This is a genomic window from Polaromonas sp. P2_G11, from assembly GCF_056403595.1.
Genome location: NZ_JBFUFE010000006.1, coordinates 63642 through 87239, shown reverse-complemented (window position 1 = coordinate 87239; position 23598 = coordinate 63642). Strand labels below are relative to the sequence as shown.

16 protein-coding genes are annotated in these 23598 nt (G+C 63.3%); 7 read left to right on the top strand and 9 right to left on the bottom strand.

Features of this window, described 5'->3' with window-relative positions; translation table 11 throughout:
• Positions 1-100 precede the first annotated feature (100 nt).
• The 3 genes from ppc to AC1DWQ_RS20465 all read left to right on the top strand — a co-directional run bounded on the left by ppc (position 101) and on the right by AC1DWQ_RS20465 (position 11621).
• Positions 101-2986 carry a phosphoenolpyruvate carboxylase gene (gene ppc, locus AC1DWQ_RS20475; RefSeq protein ID WP_477671292.1) on the top strand — a complete coding sequence of 962 codons (2886 nt, stop codon included), beginning with the start codon at positions 101-103 and terminating at the stop codon, positions 2984-2986.
• Between the two features lie 216 nt (positions 2987-3202).
• Complete coding sequence (locus tag AC1DWQ_RS20470) at positions 3203-3430, top strand: hypothetical protein (RefSeq protein ID WP_457279414.1); 228 nt, start codon at positions 3203-3205, stop codon at positions 3428-3430.
• A 4-nt stretch (positions 3431-3434) separates the two neighbouring features.
• Complete coding sequence (locus AC1DWQ_RS20465; RefSeq protein WP_477671291.1) at positions 3435-11621, top strand: glycoside hydrolase family 94 protein; 8187 nt, start codon at positions 3435-3437, stop codon at positions 11619-11621.
• 100 nt (positions 11622-11721) lie between these two features.
• On the opposite strand, the gene AC1DWQ_RS20460 is transcribed toward AC1DWQ_RS20465, so the two are convergent.
• Positions 11722-12057 (bottom strand): hypothetical protein, encoded by a 336-nt coding sequence (locus tag AC1DWQ_RS20460; protein ID WP_477671290.1) that lies wholly within the window; start codon positions 12055-12057, stop codon positions 11722-11724.
• A 190-nt stretch (positions 12058-12247) separates the two neighbouring features.
• A complete protein-coding gene (locus AC1DWQ_RS20455) occupies positions 12248-12616 on the bottom strand; it encodes a glyoxalase superfamily protein (RefSeq protein WP_477671289.1) in 369 nt (122 codons plus the stop codon).
• Between the two features lie 106 nt (positions 12617-12722).
• Between AC1DWQ_RS20455 and AC1DWQ_RS20450 the strand changes: the two genes are divergently transcribed.
• Both AC1DWQ_RS20450 and AC1DWQ_RS20445 read left to right on the top strand, forming a co-directional pair.
• A complete protein-coding gene (locus tag AC1DWQ_RS20450; protein WP_477671288.1) occupies positions 12723-12944 on the top strand; it encodes a hypothetical protein in 222 nt (73 codons plus the stop codon).
• A 59-nt stretch (positions 12945-13003) separates the two neighbouring features.
• The gene (locus AC1DWQ_RS20445; protein ID WP_477671287.1) at positions 13004-13621 is read left to right on the top strand and encodes an ABC transporter ATP-binding protein; all 618 of its coding nucleotides are present in this window, start codon (positions 13004-13006) and stop codon (positions 13619-13621) included.
• A gap of 12 nt (positions 13622-13633) precedes the next feature.
• On the opposite strand, the gene AC1DWQ_RS20440 is transcribed toward AC1DWQ_RS20445, so the two are convergent.
• From AC1DWQ_RS20440 to AC1DWQ_RS20415, 6 genes are all read right to left on the bottom strand, one after another.
• Positions 13634-14218, bottom strand: coding sequence for a tRNA-uridine aminocarboxypropyltransferase (locus tag AC1DWQ_RS20440; protein WP_477671286.1), 585 nt, complete (start codon positions 14216-14218; stop codon positions 13634-13636).
• A 15-nt stretch (positions 14219-14233) separates the two neighbouring features.
• Positions 14234-15013 carry a TerC family protein gene (locus AC1DWQ_RS20435; protein ID WP_477671285.1) on the bottom strand — a complete coding sequence of 260 codons (780 nt, stop codon included), beginning with the start codon at positions 15011-15013 and terminating at the stop codon, positions 14234-14236.
• Positions 15014-15194: 181 nt separating this feature from the next.
• Positions 15195-16361, bottom strand: coding sequence for an AI-2E family transporter (locus AC1DWQ_RS20430; protein WP_477671284.1), 1167 nt, complete (start codon positions 16359-16361; stop codon positions 15195-15197).
• Positions 16358-17101 (bottom strand): FkbM family methyltransferase, encoded by a 744-nt coding sequence (locus AC1DWQ_RS20425; RefSeq protein ID WP_477671283.1) that lies wholly within the window; start codon positions 17099-17101, stop codon positions 16358-16360. The genes AC1DWQ_RS20430 and AC1DWQ_RS20425 overlap by 4 nt, the downstream gene beginning before the upstream one ends.
• Before the next feature lie 42 nt (positions 17102-17143).
• Positions 17144-17884, bottom strand: coding sequence for a LytR/AlgR family response regulator transcription factor (locus AC1DWQ_RS20420; RefSeq protein WP_477671282.1), 741 nt, complete (start codon positions 17882-17884; stop codon positions 17144-17146).
• Positions 17881-18945: a sensor histidine kinase gene (locus AC1DWQ_RS20415; RefSeq protein WP_477671281.1), complete on the bottom strand. Its 1065-nt coding sequence runs from the start codon at positions 18943-18945 to the stop codon at positions 17881-17883. The genes AC1DWQ_RS20420 and AC1DWQ_RS20415 overlap by 4 nt, the downstream gene beginning before the upstream one ends.
• A gap of 235 nt (positions 18946-19180) precedes the next feature.
• Between AC1DWQ_RS20415 and argH the strand changes: the two genes are divergently transcribed.
• Both argH and AC1DWQ_RS20405 read left to right on the top strand, forming a co-directional pair.
• Complete coding sequence (argH, locus tag AC1DWQ_RS20410; protein ID WP_477671280.1) at positions 19181-20590, top strand: argininosuccinate lyase; 1410 nt, start codon at positions 19181-19183, stop codon at positions 20588-20590.
• Between the two features lie 20 nt (positions 20591-20610).
• Positions 20611-22077, top strand: coding sequence for a rhomboid family intramembrane serine protease (locus AC1DWQ_RS20405; RefSeq protein WP_477671279.1), 1467 nt, complete (start codon positions 20611-20613; stop codon positions 22075-22077).
• Between the two features lie 18 nt (positions 22078-22095).
• Here the strand turns inward: AC1DWQ_RS20405 and AC1DWQ_RS20400 are convergent, their stop codons facing one another.
• Positions 22096-23388 carry a tetratricopeptide repeat protein gene (locus tag AC1DWQ_RS20400; RefSeq protein ID WP_477671278.1) on the bottom strand — a complete coding sequence of 431 codons (1293 nt, stop codon included), beginning with the start codon at positions 23386-23388 and terminating at the stop codon, positions 22096-22098.
• Positions 23389-23598 lie beyond the last annotated feature (210 nt).

Here is a 23598-nt window from a genome sequence, read left to right as displayed (position 1 = left end):
TTCGGTCTGGATTCAAACGCTGCGGACACTCGTAACCTGCTTGTAATACTTGGGGGGAAGTGAATGCTAGCATGCAAGGCTAAAGAACTAGAGGGTAGAGATGGTCACTTCCGCGCGCGCCAAGAGGGTTAAACCAAACGTCAACGAGGGCGCCAAAGACGCCGCCGCGGCCGGTGCAACCAAAACGTTCAGTCGTTCCAGAGACAACGAACGCCCGCTGGTCGAAGACATCCGCCTTTTGGGCCGTATCCTGGGCGACGTGATCCGCGAGCAGGAAGGCGTTGCCGCCTACGAACTGATCGAGCAGGTGCGCAAGCTCTCCGTCAGCTTCCGGCGCGACGCCGATCCCGAAGCCGACAAGTCGCTCAAAAAATTGCTCAAGGGCCTGTCAGGCGACCAGACGGTCAGCGTGATCCGCGCCTTCACTTATTTCAGCCACCTGGCCAACCTGGCCGAAGACCGCCACCACATCCGCCGCCGCGCAGTGCATGAGCGCGCGGGCGACACCCAGGAAGGCAGCATCGACGTAGCGCTGGCCCGACTGCGCTGGGCCGGCATCTCGACCAAAACCATTTCCACCACCCTGGCGCACAGCTTTGTCTCGCCGGTGCTGACCGCCCACCCGACCGAAGTGCAGCGCAAAAGCATCCTGGACGCCGAGCGCGACATCGCCCTGCTGCTGACGGCGCGGGACGACATCAAGGCGTTGGCGCAAGCTGTCAACGCCGCCAAGGATGCGCTGACACCGCGCGAGCTGACCGCCAATGAAGCGCAGCTTCGCGCCCGCGTCATGCAGCTGTGGCAAACCCGACTGCTGCGTTTTTCCAAACTCACCGTCGCCGATGAAATCGAAAATGCGCTGAGCTACTACGAAGCCACTTTCCTGCGGGAAATTCCCAAGCTTTACGCCAACCTGGAACGCGAGCTGGGCAACCAGCCGGTGCACAGTTTTCTGCGCATGGGCCAATGGATAGGCGGCGACCGCGACGGCAATCCCAACGTCAGCGCCGACACCCTCAATTACGCGCTGGGCCGGCAGGCAGAAGTGGCGCTGCGCCACTACCTGACCGAGGTGCATTTCCTGGGCGGCGAGCTCTCGCTGTCAGCCATGCTGGTCGAGTTCAGCCCCGCGATGCGGCTGCTCGCCGAAAGCTCACCCGATACCAGTGAACACCGCAAGGACGAGCCCTACCGCCGCGCCCTCACCGGCGTCTACGCACGCCTGGCCGCCACACTCAAGGACCTGACCGGCGGCGATGCCGCGCGCCATGCCGTGGCGCCGCAAAACGCCTACCTCAAGTCGGAAGACTTCCTGGCCGACCTGCGCACCATCGAAGACTCCCTCAAGGCCCATCACGGCGAAGCACTGATCGCTCAGCGCCTGCACCCGCTGATCCGCGCGGTCGAAGTGTTCGGCTTTCACCTGGCCACGGTCGACCTGCGCCAGAGTTCCGACAAGCACGAAGAAGTGGTGGCCGAACTGCTGGCCGTTGCACGCATCGAGGCGAATTACGGCAAGCTGGACGAAGCGGCCAAACGCGCGCTGCTGATGGGCCTGCTCAACGATGCACGGCCGCTGCGCGTGGTCGGCACCGCATATTCAGCCCACGCCCGCGGTGAACTGGCGATTTTTGAGGCGGCCCGCACGGCGCGCGCCCGCTTCGGAAAGGAAGCCATCCGCCACTACATCATCAGCCATACCGAGACCGTGAGCGATCTGCTCGAGGTGCTGCTGCTGCAAAAAGAAGTCGGCCTCATGCACGCCACGCTCGACAGCCACGCCACCAACGACCTGATCGTCGTGCCGCTGTTCGAAACCATCGAAGACCTGCGCAATGCCGCGCCCATCATGCGCGAGTTCTATGCCCTGCCCGGCATCGCCCAGCTGGTCAAGCGCAGCGGTGCCGAGCAGGACATCATGCTGGGTTATTCCGACAGCAACAAGGATGGCGGCATCTTCACCAGCAACTGGGAGTTGTACCGCGCCGAGATCGCGCTGGTCGAGCTGTTCGACGAACTGGCCAACTCGCACAACATCCAGTTGCGGATGTTCCATGGCCGCGGCGGCACGGTCGGCCGCGGTGGCGGTCCGAGCTACCAGGCCATCCTGGCGCAGCCGCCCGGCACGGTGCGTGGCCAGATCCGTTTGACCGAGCAAGGCGAAGTGATCGGCTCCAAATACGCCAATCCGGAAATCGGCCGGCGCAACCTGGAAACGCTGGTGGCCGCCACGCTGGAGGCCACACTGCTGCAGCCGACCAAGCCCGCTACCAAGGCCTTTTTGCAAGCCGCCGCCGAGTTGTCACAGGCCAGCATGGCGGCCTACCGCAACCTGGTTTACGAAACCCCCGGGTTCACTGAATACTTCTTTGGCTCCACGCCAATCCGCGAGATTGCGGAACTCAACATCGGATCCCGCCCGGCGTCACGCAAAGCTTCGCAGAAAATTGAAGACCTGCGTGCGATTCCCTGGGGTTTCAGCTGGGGCCAGTGCCGCCTGACCCTGCCCGGCTGGTACGGCTTCGGCTCGGCCATCGAGCAATTCCTCCAGCAGGGCGGTACGCCCGCCAGCCGCAGGGAAGCGTTGGCATTGCTGCAAAAAATGTACAAGCAGTGGCCGTTTTTCCGCACCCTGCTCAGCAACATGGACATGGTGCTGGCCAAGAGCGACCTGGCGTTGGCCTCACGTTATTCGGAGCTGGTGGGCGATGCGCGCCTGCGCAAAAAAATCTTCAGTGCGATTGAGTCCGAATGGCATCGTACGGCCGAGGCGCTGACGCTGATCACAGGGGAAAAGCAGCGGCTGGCGGGCAACGCGGCCCTGCAGCGCTCCATCCGCCACCGTTTTCCGTATATCGACCCCCTGCACCACCTCCAGGTGGAGCTGGTGCGGCGCTACCGCGCCGGCCAGGCCGACCAGCGGGTGCAAACCGGCATTCACATCTCCATCAACGGGATTGCCGCGGGCCTGCGCAACACAGGCTGAACGGCAGTGAACAACAGGCAGCCATGCAGCGCGTGAGAGGTTTCCCGCCGTAGGGGTATTGCCAGGGGCGCATACTGTAGGCCTTGTCCTAGACAAACTCCAGCGTCTTCTGATGGCCCCGCGAGGGGCCGGTGCGTAGCATGGTGTCAGACACGGAGCAATGCGGGTATTTCGCCACGCGTTGCCCAAACCAGCTTACCCCCGGAGCGCAAAATCATGACTACCCTGGAGATCATGGCCGACTCACCGTCCGCCATTCAAAACGATTTTGTTTCCACCGACGCCGCCGATCTGGCGTCACACATGGATCAGTGCGCGCATTCGCGCAGCCGGTTTTTTACGCTCCAGTCCGGGCTTCAGTCCGCGCACTCCCTGGCCTCACCGCGCATCATCACAGTCGCGGCCATACTGGCTATTTTTCTTGGCCTGTTAGCCGTAGCCTGAGCGCGTGACCACCGCGGTCATCGAGCGGCTGGACACCCTAAGCGCCTACGCCCGGCAACTGCTCGCCTCCCGCCAGGGCGGCGCAGAGCAGCCCATCCGCGCCGAACTTTTCGGTGCACAACGCTTTGAGGAGCACGGCCGCAGTCTGGCCGCAGCCCAGCCCGTCAGGCCTGCCGGCAGCCCTGATCACGGTCCGCCTTTTTTCCCGCGCGTGCAGGAAAACATCGCCGCCATCCGTCTTGCCTACGACTACATTGCCCTGACTTCGCTGACAGGCCACTACGTAACGCCGGCCGCCGAATGGCTGCTCGACAATTTCCACCTTGTCGAAGCCCAGCTGCAACAGATCCAGGATGGCGTCCCCCTGCGCTACTACGCGGATCTGCCCAAGCTGGCGAGCAAGCCGCTGGAGGGCCTTCCCCGGGTATACGGTATTGCCTGGGCCTATGTAGCGCACACCGACAGCGTGCTGGACCCGGAGCTCTTCACGGCCTTCCTGCATGCCTACCAGGAGGTCAGTGAACTCAATCTCGGCGAACTCTGGGCCTTGCCGACCACGCTGCGCGTGGTCCTGCTGGAAAACCTGCGCCGTATGGCCGACCGCATCGCCTGGAACAAGGTGGCCCGCGAAGTGGCGCATGCCACCTGGGACAAGGCCGGCGTACTGAGCCTGCAGGATCTCGACGAGCTGTATGGCCTGATGCAGGCCCATGGCCTTGAACGCAGCTATCTCACGCAGCTCTGGCAGCGCATGCCTGCCGAACGTGAAGAGCCGGACTCGCCTTCGGCTCCACCCCTCGTCCGCTGGACGGAAAAGCATTGCGGCGATGCCTTAGGCATGATCGGCGAAGGGCAAACCACCCAGGTCGCCGCCAACCTGACCGTCAGCAACATCATCACCACCCTGCGGCTCATAGGCCAGGTGGAGTGGGTGGAGCTGATCGAGCCGGTCAGCCATTCCCTGCAGGTCTTGCGCCGGCTGCCGAGCTTTTCCCGCGAAAGCGAGATGACGCGCCAACAGATCACGCGCGCCATGGAGCGACTGGCGCAGCAAACCGGTAAATCCGAGCGCGCCGTCGCCGAAGCGGTGCTGGCTGCCGCGCACCAGCCCAACAACGCCCTGGCGGCCCACACTGCCGGCTACTACCTGATAGGACCGGGCCGCCCCCTGCTGGAAGCAGCATTGCAGCCCGCGGCGGGTCCCCACAAACCATCGCCGGCCCCTGAAACACCGCGTGGCTGGCGCCTGCCGCTCTACGCAGCCGCATGGATTGCCGGAACCGCTGCGTTGCTCAGTTGGGCTGCGCACCCGCTCGCCATGCTGTCCTGGACGGCGTGGGTAGCCCTGGTGCTGATGGCCTGGCCCGCGTCGGAAGTGGTCGCTGCGCTGATCCACCGGCTGATCGCTGAATCCACACGCATACAACCCCTGGCCCGTCTCGACTTCAGCACGGGCATCCCGGCTGAACACCGCGTGCTGGTGGTGATCCCTTCGATGCTTTCTTCAGCTTGCGCCAACAGCGAACTGGTGCACCGCCTGCAGCTGCACTGGCTGGCCAGCCGCGAAACCCATGCGCAGTTTGCCTTGCTGACAGACTGGGGCGACGCCGACGCCGAGAGCATGGCCGGCGATGCAGAGCTGCTCGAGGACGTCCTTGTCAAACTGCGCGCGCTCAACGCAGCCTGCCCGCCGGCGAGCCCAGCCTCACCGGCAAGGTTTTTACTGCTGCATCGCCCGCGCAGCTGGTCCGCGACGGAGCGCCGCTGGATCGGAGCGGAACGCAAGCGGGGCAAGATCGAAATGCTGTTGCGGCAACTGGCCGGACACTCGTCATCGCCATTTATCCCTGTGGACGTCAACATGCAGCTGGCACCGGGCATACGCTACGTGCTGACGCTTGACAGCGACACCAGCCTGCCGGCGGGTTCCCTGCGCGAACTGGTGGCCATCGCTGCGCACCCGCTGAACACGCCGCACGTCAATCGCGAGACGCGGCGCGTGACCGCCGGCTACGGCATCCTGCAGCCCCGCGTGGCCATGCCCCTGTCGGCCCATCACGAGCGTTCACCTTTCCATGCGATGTTTGCAGGCCAGCGCGGCCTGGATCCTTACAGCAACGGCACCTCCGACCTGTACCAGGACGTGTTCGGCATGGGCAACTTCATCGGCAAGGGCCTGCTGCATGTCGAGGCCGTGCATGCCGTGCTGGACAGCCGCATGCCCGACGGCGCCATCCTGAGCCACGACCTGCTGGAAGGCAGCATTGCCCGCTGCGGCTACGCAGGCGATGTCGTGCTGATGGAAGACCATCCTCATCACGCAGGCGTGGCCGCATCACGTGTGCACCGCTGGACGCGCGGCGACTGGCAATTGCTGCCGCTGATGCTGCATGCGAAGCGCTACGGCATTGATGCCCTGGGCCTGTGGCGCATGGCGGATAACCTGCGCCGCTCGATGATCGCCCCGGCCTGCTTCGCGCTTCTAACCTGGACAATATTCACGGGTGCGCTGCCTGTGGCGACGGCACTGGTTTTCACCGTGCTGGCATTCCTGGCCGGCCCCTTGATGGGTGCGCTGGCAGGGCTGGTTCCAACGCGGCGAGGCATCGCCTGGGGGCACTTCTTTGACGTCGGCATGCGCGATGTGGCGCGCAGCATGGCCCAGGCGCTTTGGCAATTGAGCCAGCTGCCCGCCCTGGCCGCCCTGTCGTTCGACGCCATCACACGGGCCCTCTGGCGCATGGCCATCAGCCGCCGCCATCTGCTGCAGTGGACCACCGCCGCCCAGGCGCAGGCTTCCGCCCAGTACACGCTGGGCGCTTTTGTCCGCAACCATGCCCCGGTGTCCGCGTTATGCCTCGCGCTGGGCACAGCCGCGTGCTGGGGGCCGCACCCCCTGATCGGTCCGGTGCTTTTCCTGCTGTGGGCGCTGGCGCCCGCAGTGGCCTGGTGGGGCAGCAAGCCGGCTGTTCGCGCGCCATATCTGTCACTCAGCGCCACTGACCGCGCCTACCTGATGAAGCTGGCGGCCCAGACCTGGCGCTTCTTTGAACGCTGCGTCGGCCCCGAAGACCACCACCTGCCGCCGGACAACCTGCAAATGGAGCCGGAACCGACGATCGCACACCGCACCTCGCCGACCAACATCGGCCTGTACCTGATGGCTGCAGCCTGCGCGCGCGAGTTCAACTGGATATCCGCCGCCGAGCTGATCGCGCGGCTGGGCGCCACGCTGGGCACGGTCGAAGCCCTGCCCAAGCACCAGGGCCACCTGCTTAACTGGTATGAAACCCGGTCGCTGCAGGTGCTGCCTCCGGCCTATGTTTCCACCGTAGACAGCGGTAACCTGGCCGGCCACCTGCTGGCCGTCGCGCAGTGTGTTCGCCAGCTGGCGGCGCACCAGGAAACCTTGCCAGGCGAATCCGCCGAGCTCCTGGAATTGGGTGCCCGCTGTGAAAAGCTTTGTATGGCGATGGATTTCGGCGGCCTTTACAGCCCCAAGCGCCACCTGTTTCATATCGGGCTGCGTGTGCACGAGCAGGCACTTGACGCCAGCTATTACGACCTGATCGCCTCGGAGGCGCGCCTGACCAGCTTCCTGGCGATTGCCAAAGGTGATGTGCCGCGGCGCCACTGGCTGGCGTTGGGCCGCGCCTTCCTGACGGTGGGCGTAACGCCCGGCCTGAAGTCCTGGTCGGGCTCGATGTTTGAATACCTGATGCCTTCGCTGGTCATGAGCGAGCCCGACGAGGGCCTGCTGCATGTGTCCGGCCTTGCGGCCGTCAAGGAGCAGCAGGCCTGGGGCCAGGCACAGGGCCTGCCATGGGGCGTTTCGGAGTCGGCCTACTTTGGGCAGGACCATACGCTGGCCTACCAGTATTCGCCGTTTGGCGTGCCGCGGCTGGCCCTTCGACGGACCCCGCCGGCCGACCGCGTCGTGGCGCCCTATGCCAGCATCATGGCATCCCAGTTCACGCCGCAGGAGGCGGTGGCTAACCTGCGCCAGCTTGAGCAATGGGGTGCGCGCGGCGAATACGGTTTTGCCGACGCGCTGGATTTCACCGTCGCCAGGCAACCGGGCGCCCAGGCGATGAGCCTGGTCAACACCTACATGGCGCACCACCAGGGCATGTCGCTGGTGGCACTGTGCAATGTGCTGTGCAACGAAGCGCCGCGCCGCTGGTTCGCTTCGGCGCCGCTGGTGCAGGCTTTCGAATCGCTGCTGCATGAAAAGACGCCGCGCCAGATCATCGAAAGCGCAGACCCGCGCGCATTGCCCGAACCCGCGGAGCTGGCCGAAGCACGGCTGTACCATTCGCGTGAGATCGACCCGGCCATGCCCGGCTGGCAACCTACACAGCTGCTGTCCAATGGGCGTTACAGCGTCGCCCTGCGCGCCAATGGGGCCGGTGTCAGCCGCTGGCGCACCGCAGGCAAGACCTACAACATCACCCGCTGGCGCGATGACCTGCTTCGCGATGCCTGCGGTACCTTCATCTACCTGCGTCCGTCCGGCCAGGAGCAGGCCTGGTCCCTGACGCAACATCCGGCGCCGCATCCCGGCTGGCAATACAAGGCCACCTACCTGCCGGACCGCGTGCAATTTGACGTGAATTCCGATCAGCTGGAGGCAAGCACCAGCGTGCTGGTCAGCCCCGAGGACGACACTGAAATGCGCAACGTCACGCTGCGCAACCTGTCGGCCACGGAGATGACGCTCGACGTGATTTCATGCTTTGAAGCGGTATTGACCGACCCGCGCGCCGACGAGGCCCATCCGGCATTTTCGAACCTGTTTGTCCAGACACGCTGGCATCCCGAATGGCGCGCCCTGCTGCTGTCACGCAAACCCCGGCTGCAGGGCGATCCTGTCATGGCGGTCGCACATTTCCTCGCCAATTCAGAAGCCAACGTCCGCGCCATCGATTTCATCTCGGACCGCCGCGCCTTTCTGGGCCGTAACCGCGAGCCCGGCCACCCGGCACTGCGGGCAGAGGCGCACGGCCAGGACGGCTCACCCATCAACGGGCTGGACCCGGTTGCGGGCCTGCGTCTTCGCATCCGCATTCCGGCGGGCGGCGTGGCCCGGCTCAGCTTTGCCACAGCCGCCGCGTCCAGCAGCGACGAACTCGCGGCACGCATCGACAAATACCTGCAGCCCATGCACGTGGAGCGCGCTACCCGCATGGCCGCCACGCTGGCCCAGGTGCGCCTGCGCGACCTCGGGGTCGACCCCGAGGAAAACGCGGCGTTGCAGGACCTCAACACCGCACTGATGTACAGCTGTGCCCGGCCGATGGCGGAACGCGGCCTGCTGGACCAGCGCCAGCTCTGGCGTTTCGGCATCTCGGGAGACAAACCCATCGTACTGGTGCTCATCCACTCCAGCAACGGGATGGCGCTGGTGCATTCATTGCTGCGGGCCCAGCCCTGGTGGAGTTTCTGCGGGCTGGGTACCGACGTGGTCATCCTCAACAGCGAAGTCAACTCCTACCTGATGCCCTTGCAACGCGACATCCTGGCGCTGCGCGACCGCACACTGCAACAAACGGAAAATAGCTTTCCGCGCAGCGACGCCGGTGGCTTTTACCTGCTGCGCGACCAGGAAATCGTGCCCTCGGAAAAAGCCGCACTGACGGGGTTGGCACGCGTCATTCTTGTGGCAGACGGCAGGCCGCTTGAACAACAGGCCGCAGCGCTGCGCAACACGGCCAACGCCCAGCGCCGTGCGGGCCCCGCCACCCGTCCGCTGCCGGCACTCTCCTCCGGTTCTGCCAGCGCCACCGGGCAGCCAGGAGCACTGCAAACACCCCGGGGACACTTCGATGCCGGCACCGGCGAGTTCCGGTTTGACGTTGACAGCCTGCATCGTCCGCCCCGACCATGGATCAACGTGATCGCGAATCCCTCTTTCGGCTTTCAGGTGTCGGAGACCGGCGCCGGCTACACATGGGCAGTCAACAGCCGGCTGCACCAGGTCACGCCCTGGTCCAACGACCCGGTGGCGGATCCCACCTTCGAGCACTATCTGCTGCAGGACGTGGACACACAGCAAGTGCTGGCACTAAGCCCGTCGGCACAACACGGCCCGGCGCCTGCCTGCCGTGTGCGTCACGGCCAGGGTTACACCGTCTTCGAATGCCAGCACGGTGCGCTTCATGCGGAAACCACTTTTTTTGTGGATCAGACTGATCCGGTCAAACTGGTGCAGGTCACGCTTCATAACCAGGGCAGCGCCACGCGCAAGTTGCGCGCCCTGGCCATGGTCGAATGGCAGATGGGCGCTGCACGCCACGAACGCCGCACCATCCATGCGTGGAAAGACAAAGACAGCCTGCTGACAGCCGTGTTTGCGCAGCAGCGTGAAAGCCGGGCGGGCTTCGGCGGCAGCACGGCGTTCCTGTCGCTGACCGGTTTGCCCGGCACACCCGAGTGGACCTGCGACCGAAGCGAATTTTTCGACGCAACAGGCCGGCTGGTGCTTCCTTCCGCCCTGGGCCAGAATGCTGCCGGCGGTGCGGACCCCTGTTCTGCACTGGCAGGCGAGTTCTCCCTGCCTCCCGGCCAGACTCTTGCGTTCACCTTCCTCCTCGGCCATGCCGGGGACGCCACGCAGGCGCTGCAACTGGCACGCAGCTGGCAAGGCAAAGATGCGGCGCAGGCGCTTGAACAGGTCAAGGCTTATTGGTCCGGGTTGCTGGGCAAAGTCCAGGTGCAGACGCCCGATCCGCTGTTTGACGCCCTGGTCAACCGCTGGCTGCTCTACCAGACACTGGTGTCGCGCCTGTGGTCCAAGGCCGGTTTCTACCAGGCCGGCGGCGCATTCGGCTTTCGGGACCAGTTGCAGGACGCCATGGCCTTCGCCGTCATTGAACCGGGCCGCCTGCGTGCGCAAATCATGCTGAACGCCTCGCGCCAATTCCCCGAGGGGGACGTCCAGCACTGGTGGCACGCGCCCGGCGGTGAAGGCGTGCGCACCCATTTTTCGGACGACTTGCTGTGGCTGCCCTATGCCTGCGCCTGGTATGTCCAGGTCACAGGCGACACCAGCATCCTGGATGAAGAGGTTGCCTTCATCGACGGACCGTCGATTCCCGAAGGTGCGGAAGACGCGTATTACGCGCCGCAAACCAGCGGACAAACCGCCACGGTGTTCGAACACTGCGCCCGTACCCTGGACCGCAGCCTGGCCATCGGCGCACACGGCCTTCCGCTCATGGGCACGGGTGACTGGAACGACGGCATGAACCGCGTGGGCCACGAAGGCCGCGGCGAGTCTGTCTGGCTGGGCTGGTTTTTATGCCGCGTGGTCAATGACTTTCTGCCCCTGGCCGCATCGCGCGGCGACGACGGCCGCGCGCAACGCTGGCGCCAGGCCCGCTCCGGCTGGGTTGCCGCCCTGCACGACGCGGGCTGGGACGGTGCCTGGTTCCGCCGGGCGTTCTTTGACAACGGCGCACCGCTCGGCTCCTCCACCAATGATGAATGCCGCATCGACCTGATTGCACAAGCCTGGTCGGTCCTTTCCGGCGCCTCCACCGAGGCCTTCATCGGCCCGGCCATGCAGGCCATGAATGAACAGCTGGTGGACAACGAAGCGGGCCTGCTGCGCCTGCTGGCGCCACCGCTGGAAAAGTCGGACAACAACCCGGGCTACATCCAGGCCTACCCGCCAGGCGTGCGTGAAAACGGCGGTCAGTACTCGCATGCCGCCGTCTGGGCCATGATGGCGCAAGCCATCACCGGCGACACCGAATCCGCCTGGGAAAGCTTCAAGGCACTGAGCCCGGCCCACCGCAGCGAGCATCCCGCTCGTGGCCCCGCCTATGAGCTGGAGCCTTATGTGATGGCGGGTGACATCTATGGCGCGGCCCCCTATGTAGGCCGCGGCGGCTGGAGCTGGTACACCGGCTCGGCTGCGTGGCTGCACCGCGCGGCGCTGGAAAACATTCTGGGCCTCAAGGTGCAGCAAGGCGCGCTGTCGCTGTCGCCCCGCGTGCCGGGGCACTGGCCCTCGTTTGAAATCACGCTGCGCCTGCAGGAGCGCGTGGTGAAGCTTCGGTGGCAACGCGCAGGGCTTGCCGCAGAAGACAGCTTCAAGCCCGACCTGGTGATCACGCCAGGACAGGTGGTGCTGCTGGCCGAGCTGCCGGCGCAAGCAGCGTTGCTGGTGCAGGCTGAAGAAAGTTGAATTTCGGGCCGCTATTGATTTAATAGCTGCTCGCGCTTTTCACGTATGGGCTGGAAGCCTTTTTTACCTATAAACGCCCCTTCTTTGACTCCAGGGCATCTCAGGCGTTCGTCAGGTCGCCCAACATCGACGGTGTGCGGCGCCTCGCAGGGGGCAGGTGCACAGGCACTTCGCCCGCATCCACGGCTTCAATCAGGCCCGACGCCAGCAACGAACGCAAGGATTCATCAAGTGATCGCGGCGGCATGAACTGCTGCAACTGCTCAAACCACACGCCCGTGCCGCACATCTCCAGTACATCGTGCAGGTAGCGCGACAACGAGCCCGTGGTCTGCGCTTTGGTATTGACCGTGTCCACACAGGCGCGGCCTCCCGGCGTCAGCCGGTAACAGCGTAAGGCGAGGCCTGGAAGAGGGGGCGCGTGGGTCGAGGTCATGGGTGTCTCCTTCTGCAGCACCCATGGTGAACCTGCGACCATGAAGTGTTCTTGACGGAAATCAAGAGCGGGGGCGCACCTGACACGGCGTTCTTGACGGCAGTCAAGATTTGAGGTTTTAGAGCACGCAGGCGTGAGATTCACCCGGTTTGCAAAGTGCAGTCAAGTGAAGCGGATGAAAGAGGTGAGGTCAGGTGCTGATGGCATTGGTAAATGTCAGCCGGTTGCCAAAAGGGTCCCTGACCGACATATCCCGGCTCTCCCACGCTGTGTCTTCAATTCCGGGACGGGCGTGCTTGTAGTTCTTCGCCAGAAGCTGCTGGTGATACGCATCAAGCCCATCCGTTTCAATCCGCATCGCCGCGCCCGGGCTGCAGTCGCCGTGGTGCTCCGACAAATGCAGCACGCAGCCGCCTTTGGAGATTTGCAGATAGAGCGGCATGCCGGGCTCAAAGCGATGCTCCCAATCGACCTTGAAGCCGAGGAAGTCGATGTAAAACTCCCTGGCCTTGGCTTCATCGAAGATGCGAAGGATGGGGGTGGTTTTTCCGAAGCTCATAACTGCAACTTTCTTGTCCAATTGAATAGTGGCCCGGCATAGGACCCAAAATTGCAGATTAACATTTGCCCAGACTCTCGCACCAATTCAAGAATCAGGCCGTCAAATGCACACCGTCATCATCACTGGCTGGGAAGCCGGCTTCCTCAAGGTTTCTCATTCCAAGTTGCTTCAAGAGACTGCAGCCATGTCGTTGAGCGAGGCGAAGGCAGCCACAGATTCAGTGCTGGAAGGTACGCCCGTATCAATCCCGGTGGCAACCGAGGTCGCGGCAGAAAGCCTTGTCATGCGCCTGCGCCAACTGAAGGCGATTGCTCACGTGGCCTAGCTTTCCTCCGAATAGATATTTCAAAGATCCTCTATCAAGCCACCCTGTCAAACACCAGCATGCTCACCATCGAAGACCTGTGGTTCCGCTACCCCAACCCACAGGTTGAAATCCTTGCCAACTGGTCCGGCGAAATCCCGCCAGGCGTCACGCTGGTGCAAGGCGGCGACGGGCGCGGCAAGAGCACCCTGCTTCGTTTACTGGCGGGGGCCTTGCCTGCCGATAAGGGAAAGTTGACGCTCAATGGCATCTCGCTCAACGACAAGCCCGACGCTTACCGCCGGCAGCTCTTCTGGATGGAGCCGCGCGCCAACACGTTTGATCAACTCACGCCGGCGCAGTATTTCGAAGATGTTCGCAGCCGGTACCCGGGTTTTGATGCGAATTTGGTAGTGCCGCTGGTCGACGGCCTCGGGCTTGAGCCGCACATGGGCAAGCAGCTTTTCATGCTGTCCACCGGGTCGAAGCGCAAGGTCTGGCTGACAGCGGCGTTTGCATCGGGTGCGGCGGTGTTGTTGCTGGATGAGCCCTTTGCCGCGCTGGATGCACCCTCGATTGCCTTCGTCAAAGGACGGCTTCAAGACATTTCAGCGCATACAGGGCGCGCTGCCGTGATTGCGGACTATGAGGCCCCCAGCGGAGTGCCGCTGGCCGGTGTGATCGACCTGGGCGACTGAACGGGAACCGAATTACTTCGGAACGAAAGCCAGCTGCTGCGCGACAAACCCGTCAAAGGCTTTGAGCAACGGCTGATATTTTTCGGGATCACTTTCCAATTGCGCCAGTGCCGCGCACGTTGCCTCCAATGTTGAGAGCTGCCCCGGCTTGTGCGCCTTGCGGATCAGGTAGTTTGAGGCCGGCATATCCTCCAGCGACAAGCGAGGGAGTTGCCGCAGCACCGGACTCAGGTGCAGCATCTTGCGGCTTTTGCGCCAGGTGCTGTCCAGCACCACGAGCCGCACGCGCGACGGGTCTTTGAGTTGCGCGGTATCCACGGCGGCTGCTTTGTCTTCCGGCGTCTGCGGATACAGGAGCACGGTGTACCTCGTCTCTTTCAGCACATCATGCAAGCCAGCCTCGTCAAAGGCTTCACCCGTCAGCATCCGGCTGCGCGGCAAGCTCAGATGCAGCAGGCAGGCACTGTTTTTGGCGTGGTCGACCTCCAGCGGGTGCTGGAGGATAAGCACTTCCGCTTCATGCGCCGTCGGCCTGATCCAGGCGCAGATGCAGGCGCTTTGTGGGCGAAGGCACGCGGCGCAGCGCGGGCGTGTCACGGGCAGCGACCCGTCTCAGGGCTTGCGCTTGTCGGCCACGTCTGCCTTGTCGCCATCGACATAGGCATTTCTCAGATGCACCGGCTTGCTCTTTTTCTTGCGCATGCGGATGTTGAGCATTTCCACCGCCACAGAAAACGCCATGGCAAAGTAGACATAGCCCTTGGGCACATGATGGTCCAGGCCCTCGGCGATCAGCACCACACCGACGACGACAAGGAAGGACAGCGCCAGCATCTTGATGGTCGGGTGGTCGGAGACAAAGCGGCCGATGGCCGGAGCGAACAGCATCATGAGGCCCACCGAAGCGATGACCGCGGCAATCATGACCGGGAGGCTGTCAACCATGCCGACTGCGGTGATGATGGAGTCCAGCGAGAACACCATGTCGACAATCATGATCTGCACGATCACGGCCGCAAATGTGGCCTTGACCGCACTGGAGGCGTGGCCTTCCTCGCCCTCCATCGACTGGTGAATTTCGCCGGTGCTCTTCCAGATCAGGAACAGGCCACCGGCAATCAGGATCAGGTCGCGCCCCGAGATTTCCTGCTTCAAAATGGTGAACAGCGGATCCACCAGCCCGATGATCCACGACAGCACAAACAGCAAGCCAATGCGCATGAACATCGCCATAAAAAGGCCCAGGCGCCGGGCCAGTTCCTGCTTGTCCTTGGGCAGCTTGTCCACCAGGATGGAGATGAAAATAATGTTGTCAATGCCCAGCACCAGCTCCAACGCAGTGAGCGTGGCAAAAGCAATCCACATTTGCGGATCAGTCAGCAGTTCCATCATGACTTTTTCTCTTTCTCATCAATTTAGTACAACAAGATCATAAAAGTACCCCAGACGCTCCAGGCCAGCCGGGGCCGCGGGACTGGCTTTGCCAGACCGCAGGCGCAGCGGCCCCCTCGGGGGGCAGGGAGCTACACGAAGTGAGCGACCGTGGGGGCTTTATTCCAGCGTGGGGGCCATATCAACTGCCGAGAAACTCACCAATCGGCTTCAGGTCATCGATGCGGTCGCAAATCGATTTGACAATCATCAGGATGGGAATGCCGAGCAACAGGCCCCATACCCCCCAAAGCCAGCCCCAGGCCAGCAAGCCGACGAACACCGCCACCGGACTCATACGGCTGGCGCGGCTGGTAAGCCACGGCGTCAGGAGGTTACCCACCACGGTGTGAATAGCCAGCGAGGCCCCACCCACAGCCAGCGCCATGTTGAGCGAGCCAAATTGCATAAAGGCCACCAGGGCCGATGTCGCCGCCGTGACCAGCGAGCCTACGTAAGGAATCAGGTTCAGCACGGCAGCGGCAACGCCCCACACGGCGGGGTTTTCCAGCCGCAACGCCCAAAGCGCAAGCCAGGTCAACACCCCGACCAGCGCACTGGTCAGCAGCTGCACCTGCAGGTAGCGCTGAATCTGGTCGGTGATCTCATTGAGCGCCTGCAGCGTGATTTTTTTGCTGCTGATGCTGGAGCCCGCAAGCTTGATCAGCTTGCGCCGGAAGCTGTCGCCCGAAAGCATCAGGAAGTAGGTAAAGAAAATCACCACGGTCGCCTGGCCGATCAGTGCAATCAGCCCGATGGTGCCTGACCAGAGATAATTTTTGATGTTGAAACGGGCAGGCTCAACCACGACACGCATCGCCCCTCGCGTGTTGCTGGTCGCAGCACTTTCCTGCGCGGCCTGCTCAAGCTGTGCGGCTGCTTTCTGTACGGTTTCCAGGGCACTGTCAGACTGGTTGGTGCGCACCTTCACGGCCTGGCGGAATTTCTGCGCCGCAGCCGGCAGCGCTTCCAGCAGCTGCGCCGCTTCGTCGCTGAGCGAATACGCCGTCGCACCGATGCTGCCCACAATCGTCAACAACACCACGGCGGCGCTCAGCCAGCGTGGAACGCGTTTCGTTTCAAACCAGTTGACCACCGGTGAAAAAGCATAGCTGAACAGCACACCCAGCATCACCGGAATAAAGACGGCCTTGGCCCAGTGCAGTACAAACAGGCAGGCCAGACCCGCCAGTACCACCAGCGACATGCTGCGGATATCGACCGGAACCCGAACATGCAGCTGTTCAGGATCGCCCGGCACTACTGGCGGCGCCGCGCGTACGACACGCTCTGCGGGTTCTTCGTTCATGTGTCTCCCATATCCGTTTTTGTGCCGGGGCGCGCGTAACGAAATTTGCGCAATGGAAGCCCCAGATAGTACTTACGCAGGTATTCAAACCGAGCTGGCCAGGAAAATGTGTAGGACGCTTTCGCCGGAACGTACCAGCTGTTCAAGCCGGTTCGCAGGATCAGCTGGTAGCCGTTGTCGCGCATCAGGTCGTGCTTTTTATGATGGGTCACGTGATCCTCAATCAGCACCAGGCGGGGCTGCCAGCGTGCAAAGTTGAAACCGGACAACGCAACCAGTTCGTGCCCTTCGATGTCGATCGACAGGAAATCAAATCCCTCTGGCACAGCATTTCCTTCCAGGATGGCATCCAGCGTCTCGCACCGTACCTGTACCGTTGAACGGACCACGGCGCCCATGGCAATAGGCCTCGCTTCGAGCGTTGAATGGGGTCCGGCCCGATTCAAATCCAGGTACCTTCCTGCGTTTTCAGGGCTGGAACAAGCCATTTCAATGACCACGCCGGTTCGACTCCTGCGCAGCAGTTCACAACAGTCCGGGTCAGGTTCCACGAGGAGGCCCGTCCAACCCATCTGTTCCAGATGCTGAGATTGCGAATCCAGCACCGGATCGTTAGCCCCTATATCAACATAAAAGCCAGTCTTGCCACCGAAGAAGTCGCGTACGAGCTGGCGCTCTACGGCAGGCTCATTGCTGAAGCGGCGGACGTGCCGCTGGATGAAATCGGCACGTGTATGCATAAACAGGATTTTGGATTGGAAGAAGCAGCAAGAGAAATGAAATCAGGCCGCAATGGCTTCCCGAACGGCGCTGAGCTGGCGCCTGGACACCGCCAGCAGTTCATCAATACCATTGAGCCGTACCGCCCAGCCCTCGCCCTCTTCTGGATCAAAATGTTTTTCCAGCGCGCGCACGGCCCGGCGCGCAATCAGTGCGTTGCGGTGAATGCGCATGAAACGGGTCGCGTGGCGCTCTTCCAGCTCGCTCAGGGAACCATCGAGTATGTAGCTGCGGGTCGCGGTACGCACAGTGATGTATTTGAGTTCGGCTTTGAAATACAGCACCTCGGCCAGCGGCACACGTTCGGTGCGGCCGCGGTCCTGGATGATGAGCGTTTCTTCCGCCACATCCGCCGTGGACATCCGGGCAGACTGGCCCAAACGCTCTACCTTCTGCAACGCTTGCTGCAGGCGTTCCAGGCGCACCGGCTTCGTGAGGTAGTCGACGGCCTCCAGTTCAAAGGCCTGTACGGCATGTTCGGAATGGGCCGTGACAAACACCAGGGCAGGTGGCTGTGCAAGTGAAGCAATGGTGCGTGCCAGCGCGATACCGTCAACGCCGGGCATGCGGATGTCAAGCAGCACCGCATCGAATGACTCACGCTGCAAGGCCTTCATGGCCTGAACAGCATCGGCGGCTTCAGCTGCCGCCACTGCAGCCGGGGCGGTGCAATCGCCCAGCAGGGTGCGCAGGCGCGAACGCGCCAGGGCTTCATCGTCAACTACCAGTACCTTGAGCGTCATGCGGGAATCTCCAGTCGAACCTGAAATATGCCGTCCTTGAACACGGTCTTGAATTTCGCCTCGACATCATGCAGCAGCGCAAGGCGTTCGCGCACATTGGCCAGCGCCAACCCGTGGCCGCGCTCACCGGCGCCTGCGGGGGTTGAATTGGTCACCTTGATCACCACCGTGCTGCCTCGCCGGAGGGTGGATATTTTCAGCTGCGCGCCGCTGGCGCTGGGTTCCACGCCATGCCTGACGGCGTTTTCTACCAGCGGCTGCAGCAGCAGTGGTGGCAGCTTGGCCTGGTCCGCTTCGGTGTCCAGGCTCCACTGCACCTGCAGCCGCTCACCAAAGCGGATCTGCTCAATGGCGAGGTAACGCTGCGCCAGCGCGATCTCCTGGCCGAGCGTCACGGATTCGGCCGGGTCGGCCAGTGCGCTGCGAAAAAGCTCACTCAGGTCTTCCAGCACCGCCTCGGCCTTGGCGGGCTCGGCACGCACCAGCGCAATGGCGCTGTTCAGGGTATTGAAAAGAAAATGGGGGCGAATGCGCGATTGCAATTCGGCAAGGCGTGCCGCCGTGGCTGCCGGCGTACGCGCCTTGGCCCGCCAGAACAGCCCCGCCAGCATCATGGCGGACAGCAAGGCACCCGCCGCCGCACTGGCCCACCAGGGCACCGGCTGGAGCAGGCCCAGCAGGGCCAGCAAGCCACAGCCGTACAGCCCCGACACAACACCCAGTGCAATACCCGCCGCCCACTGGTGCGAAGGCTCCAGCCGGTTCAACTGCCCCTTCAGCGCACACACCGCAATCAGCCAGGCCAGGGTGGCCGGCAGCACACCGCCGGTGAGCAGTGAAAAGCTCAGCAGCCAGTCCAGGGGTTCGCGCGCAGCGAACATCACACACACGCCGGTCACCGCCTCTACAAACAGTACGGCACGCAAAACCACACCCACGTGGCAAGCATCAAACATGCTGGTACGCGTGGAAGTGCGCGGCGCCGCTTCCTCATCGCCCGGAATAAAGCTGCCCAGCAACGTGGATTCGCTGAAATTCTTCTGATCGGGCACAGGCTTCATGGACGTCGGCGGCTCTTCGGCTATCGTGGAAAAACGGATCAGCTGGGGCAGCGCACGGCAGGGGTTTCCCACGGGGTCCGGCACCCAGATAAAATCATTGGGAAGAGTATTGCACTGCCCAAGGCGATTCGGCCATGGGTTAAACACTATTTAGGCCCGGCCGGCTGCACAACTGCCCGAAATGGCGTGCTTTACCCCACAGACCGGCCAGCGACTGCCTCAAAGAAAGCCTGACGTGAATCAATTCGACAAAAAGTCCCAAGCCTGGTCCGCCCTTTTTTCCGAACCCATGAGCGACCTGGTGAAGCGTTACACGTCCAGCCTGTTTTTTGACAAGCGCCTGTGGCAAGCCGACATTGCCGGCTCACTCGCTCACGCCGAAATGCTGGCAGCGCAAAAGATCATTCCCGCCGCCGACTACGCCGACATCCAGAAAGGCATGACGCAAATCACGTCCGAAATCGACTCCGGCGCTTTTGAGTGGAAGCTGGACCTCGAAGACGTGCACTTCAACATCGAAGCGCGCCTGACCCAGCTTGTGGGCGACGCCGGCAAACGCCTGCACACCGGCCGCAGCCGCAACGACCAGGTCGCCACCGATGTGCGCCTGTGGCTGCGCAGTGAGATCGACCTGATCGGCGGGCTGCTGACCGACCTGCAAAAAGCGCTGGTTGACATCGCCGAGAAAAATGTCGAAGTCATCCTGCCCGGCTTCACCCACCTGCAGGTGGCCCAGCCGGTGAGTTTTGGCCACCACATGCTGGCCTATGTGGAAATGTTCAGCCGCGACGCCGAGCGCATGCTGGAGATCAGGAAACGCGTGAACCGCCTGCCGCTGGGTGCTGCAGCACTGGCCGGCACCAGCTACCCGCTGGACCGCGAACGCGTGGCCAAAACGCTGGGCATGGTCGACGAAAACGGCAAGCCACAGGTCTGCCAGAACAGCCTGGACGCCGTGAGCGACCGTGACTTCGCGATTGAATTCACGGCAGCCGCGTCGCTCGCCATGGTGCATATCAGCCGCATGAGCGAAGAGCTGATCTTGTGGATGAGCCAGAACTTCGGCTTTATCCACATCCCCGACCGCTTTACCACCGGCTCGTCCATCATGCCGCAGAAGAAAAACCCCGACGTGCCAGAGCTGGCGCGCGGCAAGACCGGCCGCGTGGTCGGCCACCTGATGGGCCTGATCACGCTGATGAAGGGCCAGCCCCTGGCCTACAACAAGGACAACCAGGAAGACAAGGAGCCGCTGTTCGACACCGTCGACACGCTCAAGGACACGCTGCGCATCTTTGCCGAGATGGTGGCCGGCATCACCGTCAAGCCCGAAGCCATGGAAAAGGCCGCGCTACGCGGCTACGCCACCGCCACCGACCTGGCCGACTACCTGGTGAAAAAAGGCCTGCCCTTCCGCGATGCCCACGAAACCGTGGCCCACGCCGTCAAAGCTGCCACCACCCATGCGGTGGACCTGTCCGAGTTGCCACTGGCTGTACTGCAGGAATTCAACCCCAGCATCGAAAAAGACGTCTACGACTGCTTGAGCCTGCGCGGCTCGTTGAACGCCCGCAACATCCTGGGCGGCACCGCGCCGGCGCAGGTGAAGGCGCAGATAGCGCGGCACCGGGTGCGGCTGGGCTGAACTGAAGCGCCGGCGGAGGCATGTTTTACGCTATTCCGCTGGAAAACCGGCCGACCTGGCGCAATCCGCCATGGCTGACGATTCTGCTGATCCTCGTGAACATGGCGGTGTTCTGGGGCCCGCAGCGCGCTGAAGAAAATGCCCAGAAAAAGGCCGCAGCGTTCTATCTTTCAAGCAGCCTGCCGGCGCTGGAGTTGCCGGCCTTCGTCGACTGGCTTGGAGAGACCGCGTCACCACGCGCGCCGGCGGCCAGACGCATGCTGGAGCAGCGCCGTTACGGCGCACTGCTCGACGGACTGGAGCACGAAAAAACCTTTCTCGCGCGCTTGCACGAAGGCCTCATCATCCGGCCCGGCCACCCGGCCCATCCACAGTGGGAACAAGACCGGCGCCGGTATGAAGCACTTCAACCTGCGCCGTTCACAGCCCACTGGGCCCAGGACAATACCAAAGACGCGCCGTTTCGCCCGGTGACCTGGATCACCGCGGCCTTCCTGCACGCTGACACCAGCCACCTGATCGGCAACATGGTGTTCCTCTTCCTGTTTGGTTTTTCCGTGGAACTCGCGCTGGGCCGCGGCCTTTACCTGGCGTTTTACCTCGCGGGGGCGCTCGGTGCCGCGCTGTTGGCGGGCTGGGCCTATGCCGGGCAAGGCAGTTATGGCTTGGGCGCTTCGGGTGCGATCTCGGCCTTGATGGGCATGTATGCCGTGATGTACCGCCTGCGCCGCATCCGGTTTTTTTACCAGCTGTTTTTCTATTTCAACTACGTCACAGCGCCCGCGCTGCTGCTGCTGCCCGCCTGGATCGCCAACGAACTGCTGCAGCATGTCATCGGCGGCAAGGGCGTGGCCTATATGGCGCATCTGGGCGGGCTGCTCACCGGTGCGCTTCTAATGGCCGCGGCTATGCACTGGCGCAAACTCACGCCACCGCCCGCGGCGGCCGAGCAGGCCGAAGACGGATTCGAGCGGCATGTCGCCGAGGCCAAACGGCTGGCGGCCGAGATGAAATTCGACGCCGCCTGCGCGCAATGGCGGGCCGCGGCGAAACTGCGGCCCACCGACGGCGAAGTGCTGCGTGCCTGGTTCAACACCGCGCGGCTGCAGCCGGCCGGCGAAGATTTCCACGGTGCCGCGCGCCGCATCTTCCGCCTCGCGCCCAGCGATGACGCCACACTGGAACTGCAGCATGCCAGCTACCGCACCTATCTGGACCAGGCCAAACCCGGCGCGCGCCTAAAACCCGATGACATGGCGCGGCTGGCGCGCCGCTTCACGCGCGCCCGCCAGTTCGATGACGCCGACAAGTTGTGCCGCGCGCTGCTCAAAAGCGCGCCGGAGCATTCGGGACTCGCCGACACGCTGGGCGTCTGCGCCCAGGGCTGGTTGCGCGCAGGGCAGCGCGAGCGCGCCTTGTATTGGCTGCCGCACCTGCAGCGGCTCGCCCCCAACGACATGGCCACGCGCGCGCTCGCGCAGGTCTGAACCGCCGTCTCAGCCACTTCAGGCGGCCGGCTGGTCGCGCAGCAGCCAGCGCACCTCGCGCGTCGCCTCGCTGTCGGGATAGCGTTCCTCGAGCACGGCCAGCACTGGGCGAGCCATGTCGGCACGGTTCATGCCCTGGGTCAGCACCCGCGCGATGAGTTCGTAGGCCTGCGGGATCGCGGCGTGGCCGCGAAAACGCTTGTCGAAGCTGCGCAGCACGGCCAGCGCCGCCTGCGCGTCGCTGATGCGCCAGGCGGCGCGCGCCAGGGCCAGGGCCTGCTCCGCATCCTCGATGACAAAGGCCGGCTCACGGGCGCGGCAGTCCTGCCAGGCCTTGACGGCCTCGGCTCCCAGCTCCTGCCGCAGCAGCACCGCAATAAACCGCTTTGCATTCTCAACCAGCGTCGGCGTCTTGTCGGCCATCAGCAATACGCGGTGATAACGCCGCAGCGCAGCGACGTCGCTGGGCCGCATGCGCTGGTCTTCGTAGGCGATATTGAGCGCGGCGGGGATATCTCCTTCGGTCACCAGTTCAGCGACCAGCGCGTCGGTTTCCTGGCGCGCGATCTGTTCGGGGCTGCGCCGCTCGGGTAGCGCGTCGTCTGCGCCGGCACCGGGCAGCAGATCGATGTCGAGCCCCTCATGGTGCTGATACATCACGTAGCCCAGGAGGCTGGCCATGACCCAGCCGAAATAGATGAATGCAAAATTGAACAACGGCACCAGCAGCCAGAGGCTGACCAGTGGCAGCAGCAGCACCAGCGCGACCTGCGCACCGCTGCTCAACAGAAACAGGAACAGGCATAGCGCGAGATAAGGCGCGCCGATGACACGCACAACACCCAGAATCGCGGCGGGGTTCAACGAGCGCATCGCGCTGCCCGACTGCACCAGGACAATGACGGTCGCCGGAAGCAGGAATGAAAACGCGAAAGTCGCGACCGTGGCGAGCTTGCTGTTGAGCGATGCCACAAGGCCCAGGATAACGGCCTGCACCACGAAGACGCCGAACAGCTTCCAGGGAAGGCTGCTCCACTCGTCGTCAAGCCGCGATGGAAAATCGCTGGCGCGCGATATTCCGCGCGAGCCGAGCACGGCGACCTTGAAGCCGTACCGACTCGCGGCCAGCAGGATGCCGAGTTCGACAATCACCCACATCATCCCCCGCGGGAGGAAAAGGAATAGCTGCGGCAGAAGGCTGCAAAACGCCAGGAACAGCCCATAGGCCAAAGGCGCCCCCTGGAACGGGAATGCGAAGAATTTGTTGAGGCGATGCCAGAACGGCTTGACCGCGGACTTGCCGGCCACCATGTCTAAAGAGCGCCGTGTGTTGTGACGAACCGCCCCGCCCGCATGAACTCTCCCATCTAAGCTCCCTATTGTTGTGTTGTGATTTTAGTGCGCCGGGCTCGCTACAGGGCCAGGCTTTCGGGACGGGCTCTCCGTCTGGGCAGGGCATGCGGGAAAAACAGCCTGCCCATCGTGGTTTAAGGCCCGCCTAAGTCCCGCCGCCGCATAATC

Excerpts from the sequence above, each read along its gene's own strand:
- ppc (WP_477671292.1), top strand. The coding sequence starts at position 101 with ATGGTCACTTCCGCGCGCGCCAAGAGGGTTAAACCAAACGTCAACGAG.
- AC1DWQ_RS20470 (WP_457279414.1), top strand. The coding sequence starts at position 3,203 with ATGACTACCCTGGAGATCATGGCCGACTCACCGTCCGCCATTCAAAAC.
- AC1DWQ_RS20460 (WP_477671290.1), bottom strand. The coding sequence starts at position 12,057 with ATGACCTCGACCCACGCGCCCCCTCTTCCAGGCCTCGCCTTACGCTGT.
- AC1DWQ_RS20455 (WP_477671289.1), bottom strand. The coding sequence starts at position 12,616 with ATGAGCTTCGGAAAAACCACCCCCATCCTTCGCATCTTCGATGAAGCC.
- AC1DWQ_RS20450 (WP_477671288.1), top strand. The coding sequence starts at position 12,723 with ATGCACACCGTCATCATCACTGGCTGGGAAGCCGGCTTCCTCAAGGTT.
- AC1DWQ_RS20445 (WP_477671287.1), top strand. The coding sequence starts at position 13,004 with ATGCTCACCATCGAAGACCTGTGGTTCCGCTACCCCAACCCACAGGTT.
- AC1DWQ_RS20435 (WP_477671285.1), bottom strand. The coding sequence starts at position 15,013 with ATGATGGAACTGCTGACTGATCCGCAAATGTGGATTGCTTTTGCCACG.
- AC1DWQ_RS20430 (WP_477671284.1), bottom strand. The coding sequence starts at position 16,361 with ATGAACGAAGAACCCGCAGAGCGTGTCGTACGCGCGGCGCCGCCAGTA.
- AC1DWQ_RS20425 (WP_477671283.1), bottom strand. The coding sequence starts at position 17,101 with ATGCATACACGTGCCGATTTCATCCAGCGGCACGTCCGCCGCTTCAGC.
- AC1DWQ_RS20420 (WP_477671282.1), bottom strand. The coding sequence starts at position 17,884 with ATGACGCTCAAGGTACTGGTAGTTGACGATGAAGCCCTGGCGCGTTCG.
- AC1DWQ_RS20415 (WP_477671281.1), bottom strand. The coding sequence starts at position 18,945 with ATGAAGCCTGTGCCCGATCAGAAGAATTTCAGCGAATCCACGTTGCTG.
- AC1DWQ_RS20405 (WP_477671279.1), top strand. The coding sequence starts at position 20,611 with ATGTTTTACGCTATTCCGCTGGAAAACCGGCCGACCTGGCGCAATCCG.
- AC1DWQ_RS20400 (WP_477671278.1), bottom strand. The coding sequence starts at position 23,388 with ATGGTGGCCGGCAAGTCCGCGGTCAAGCCGTTCTGGCATCGCCTCAAC.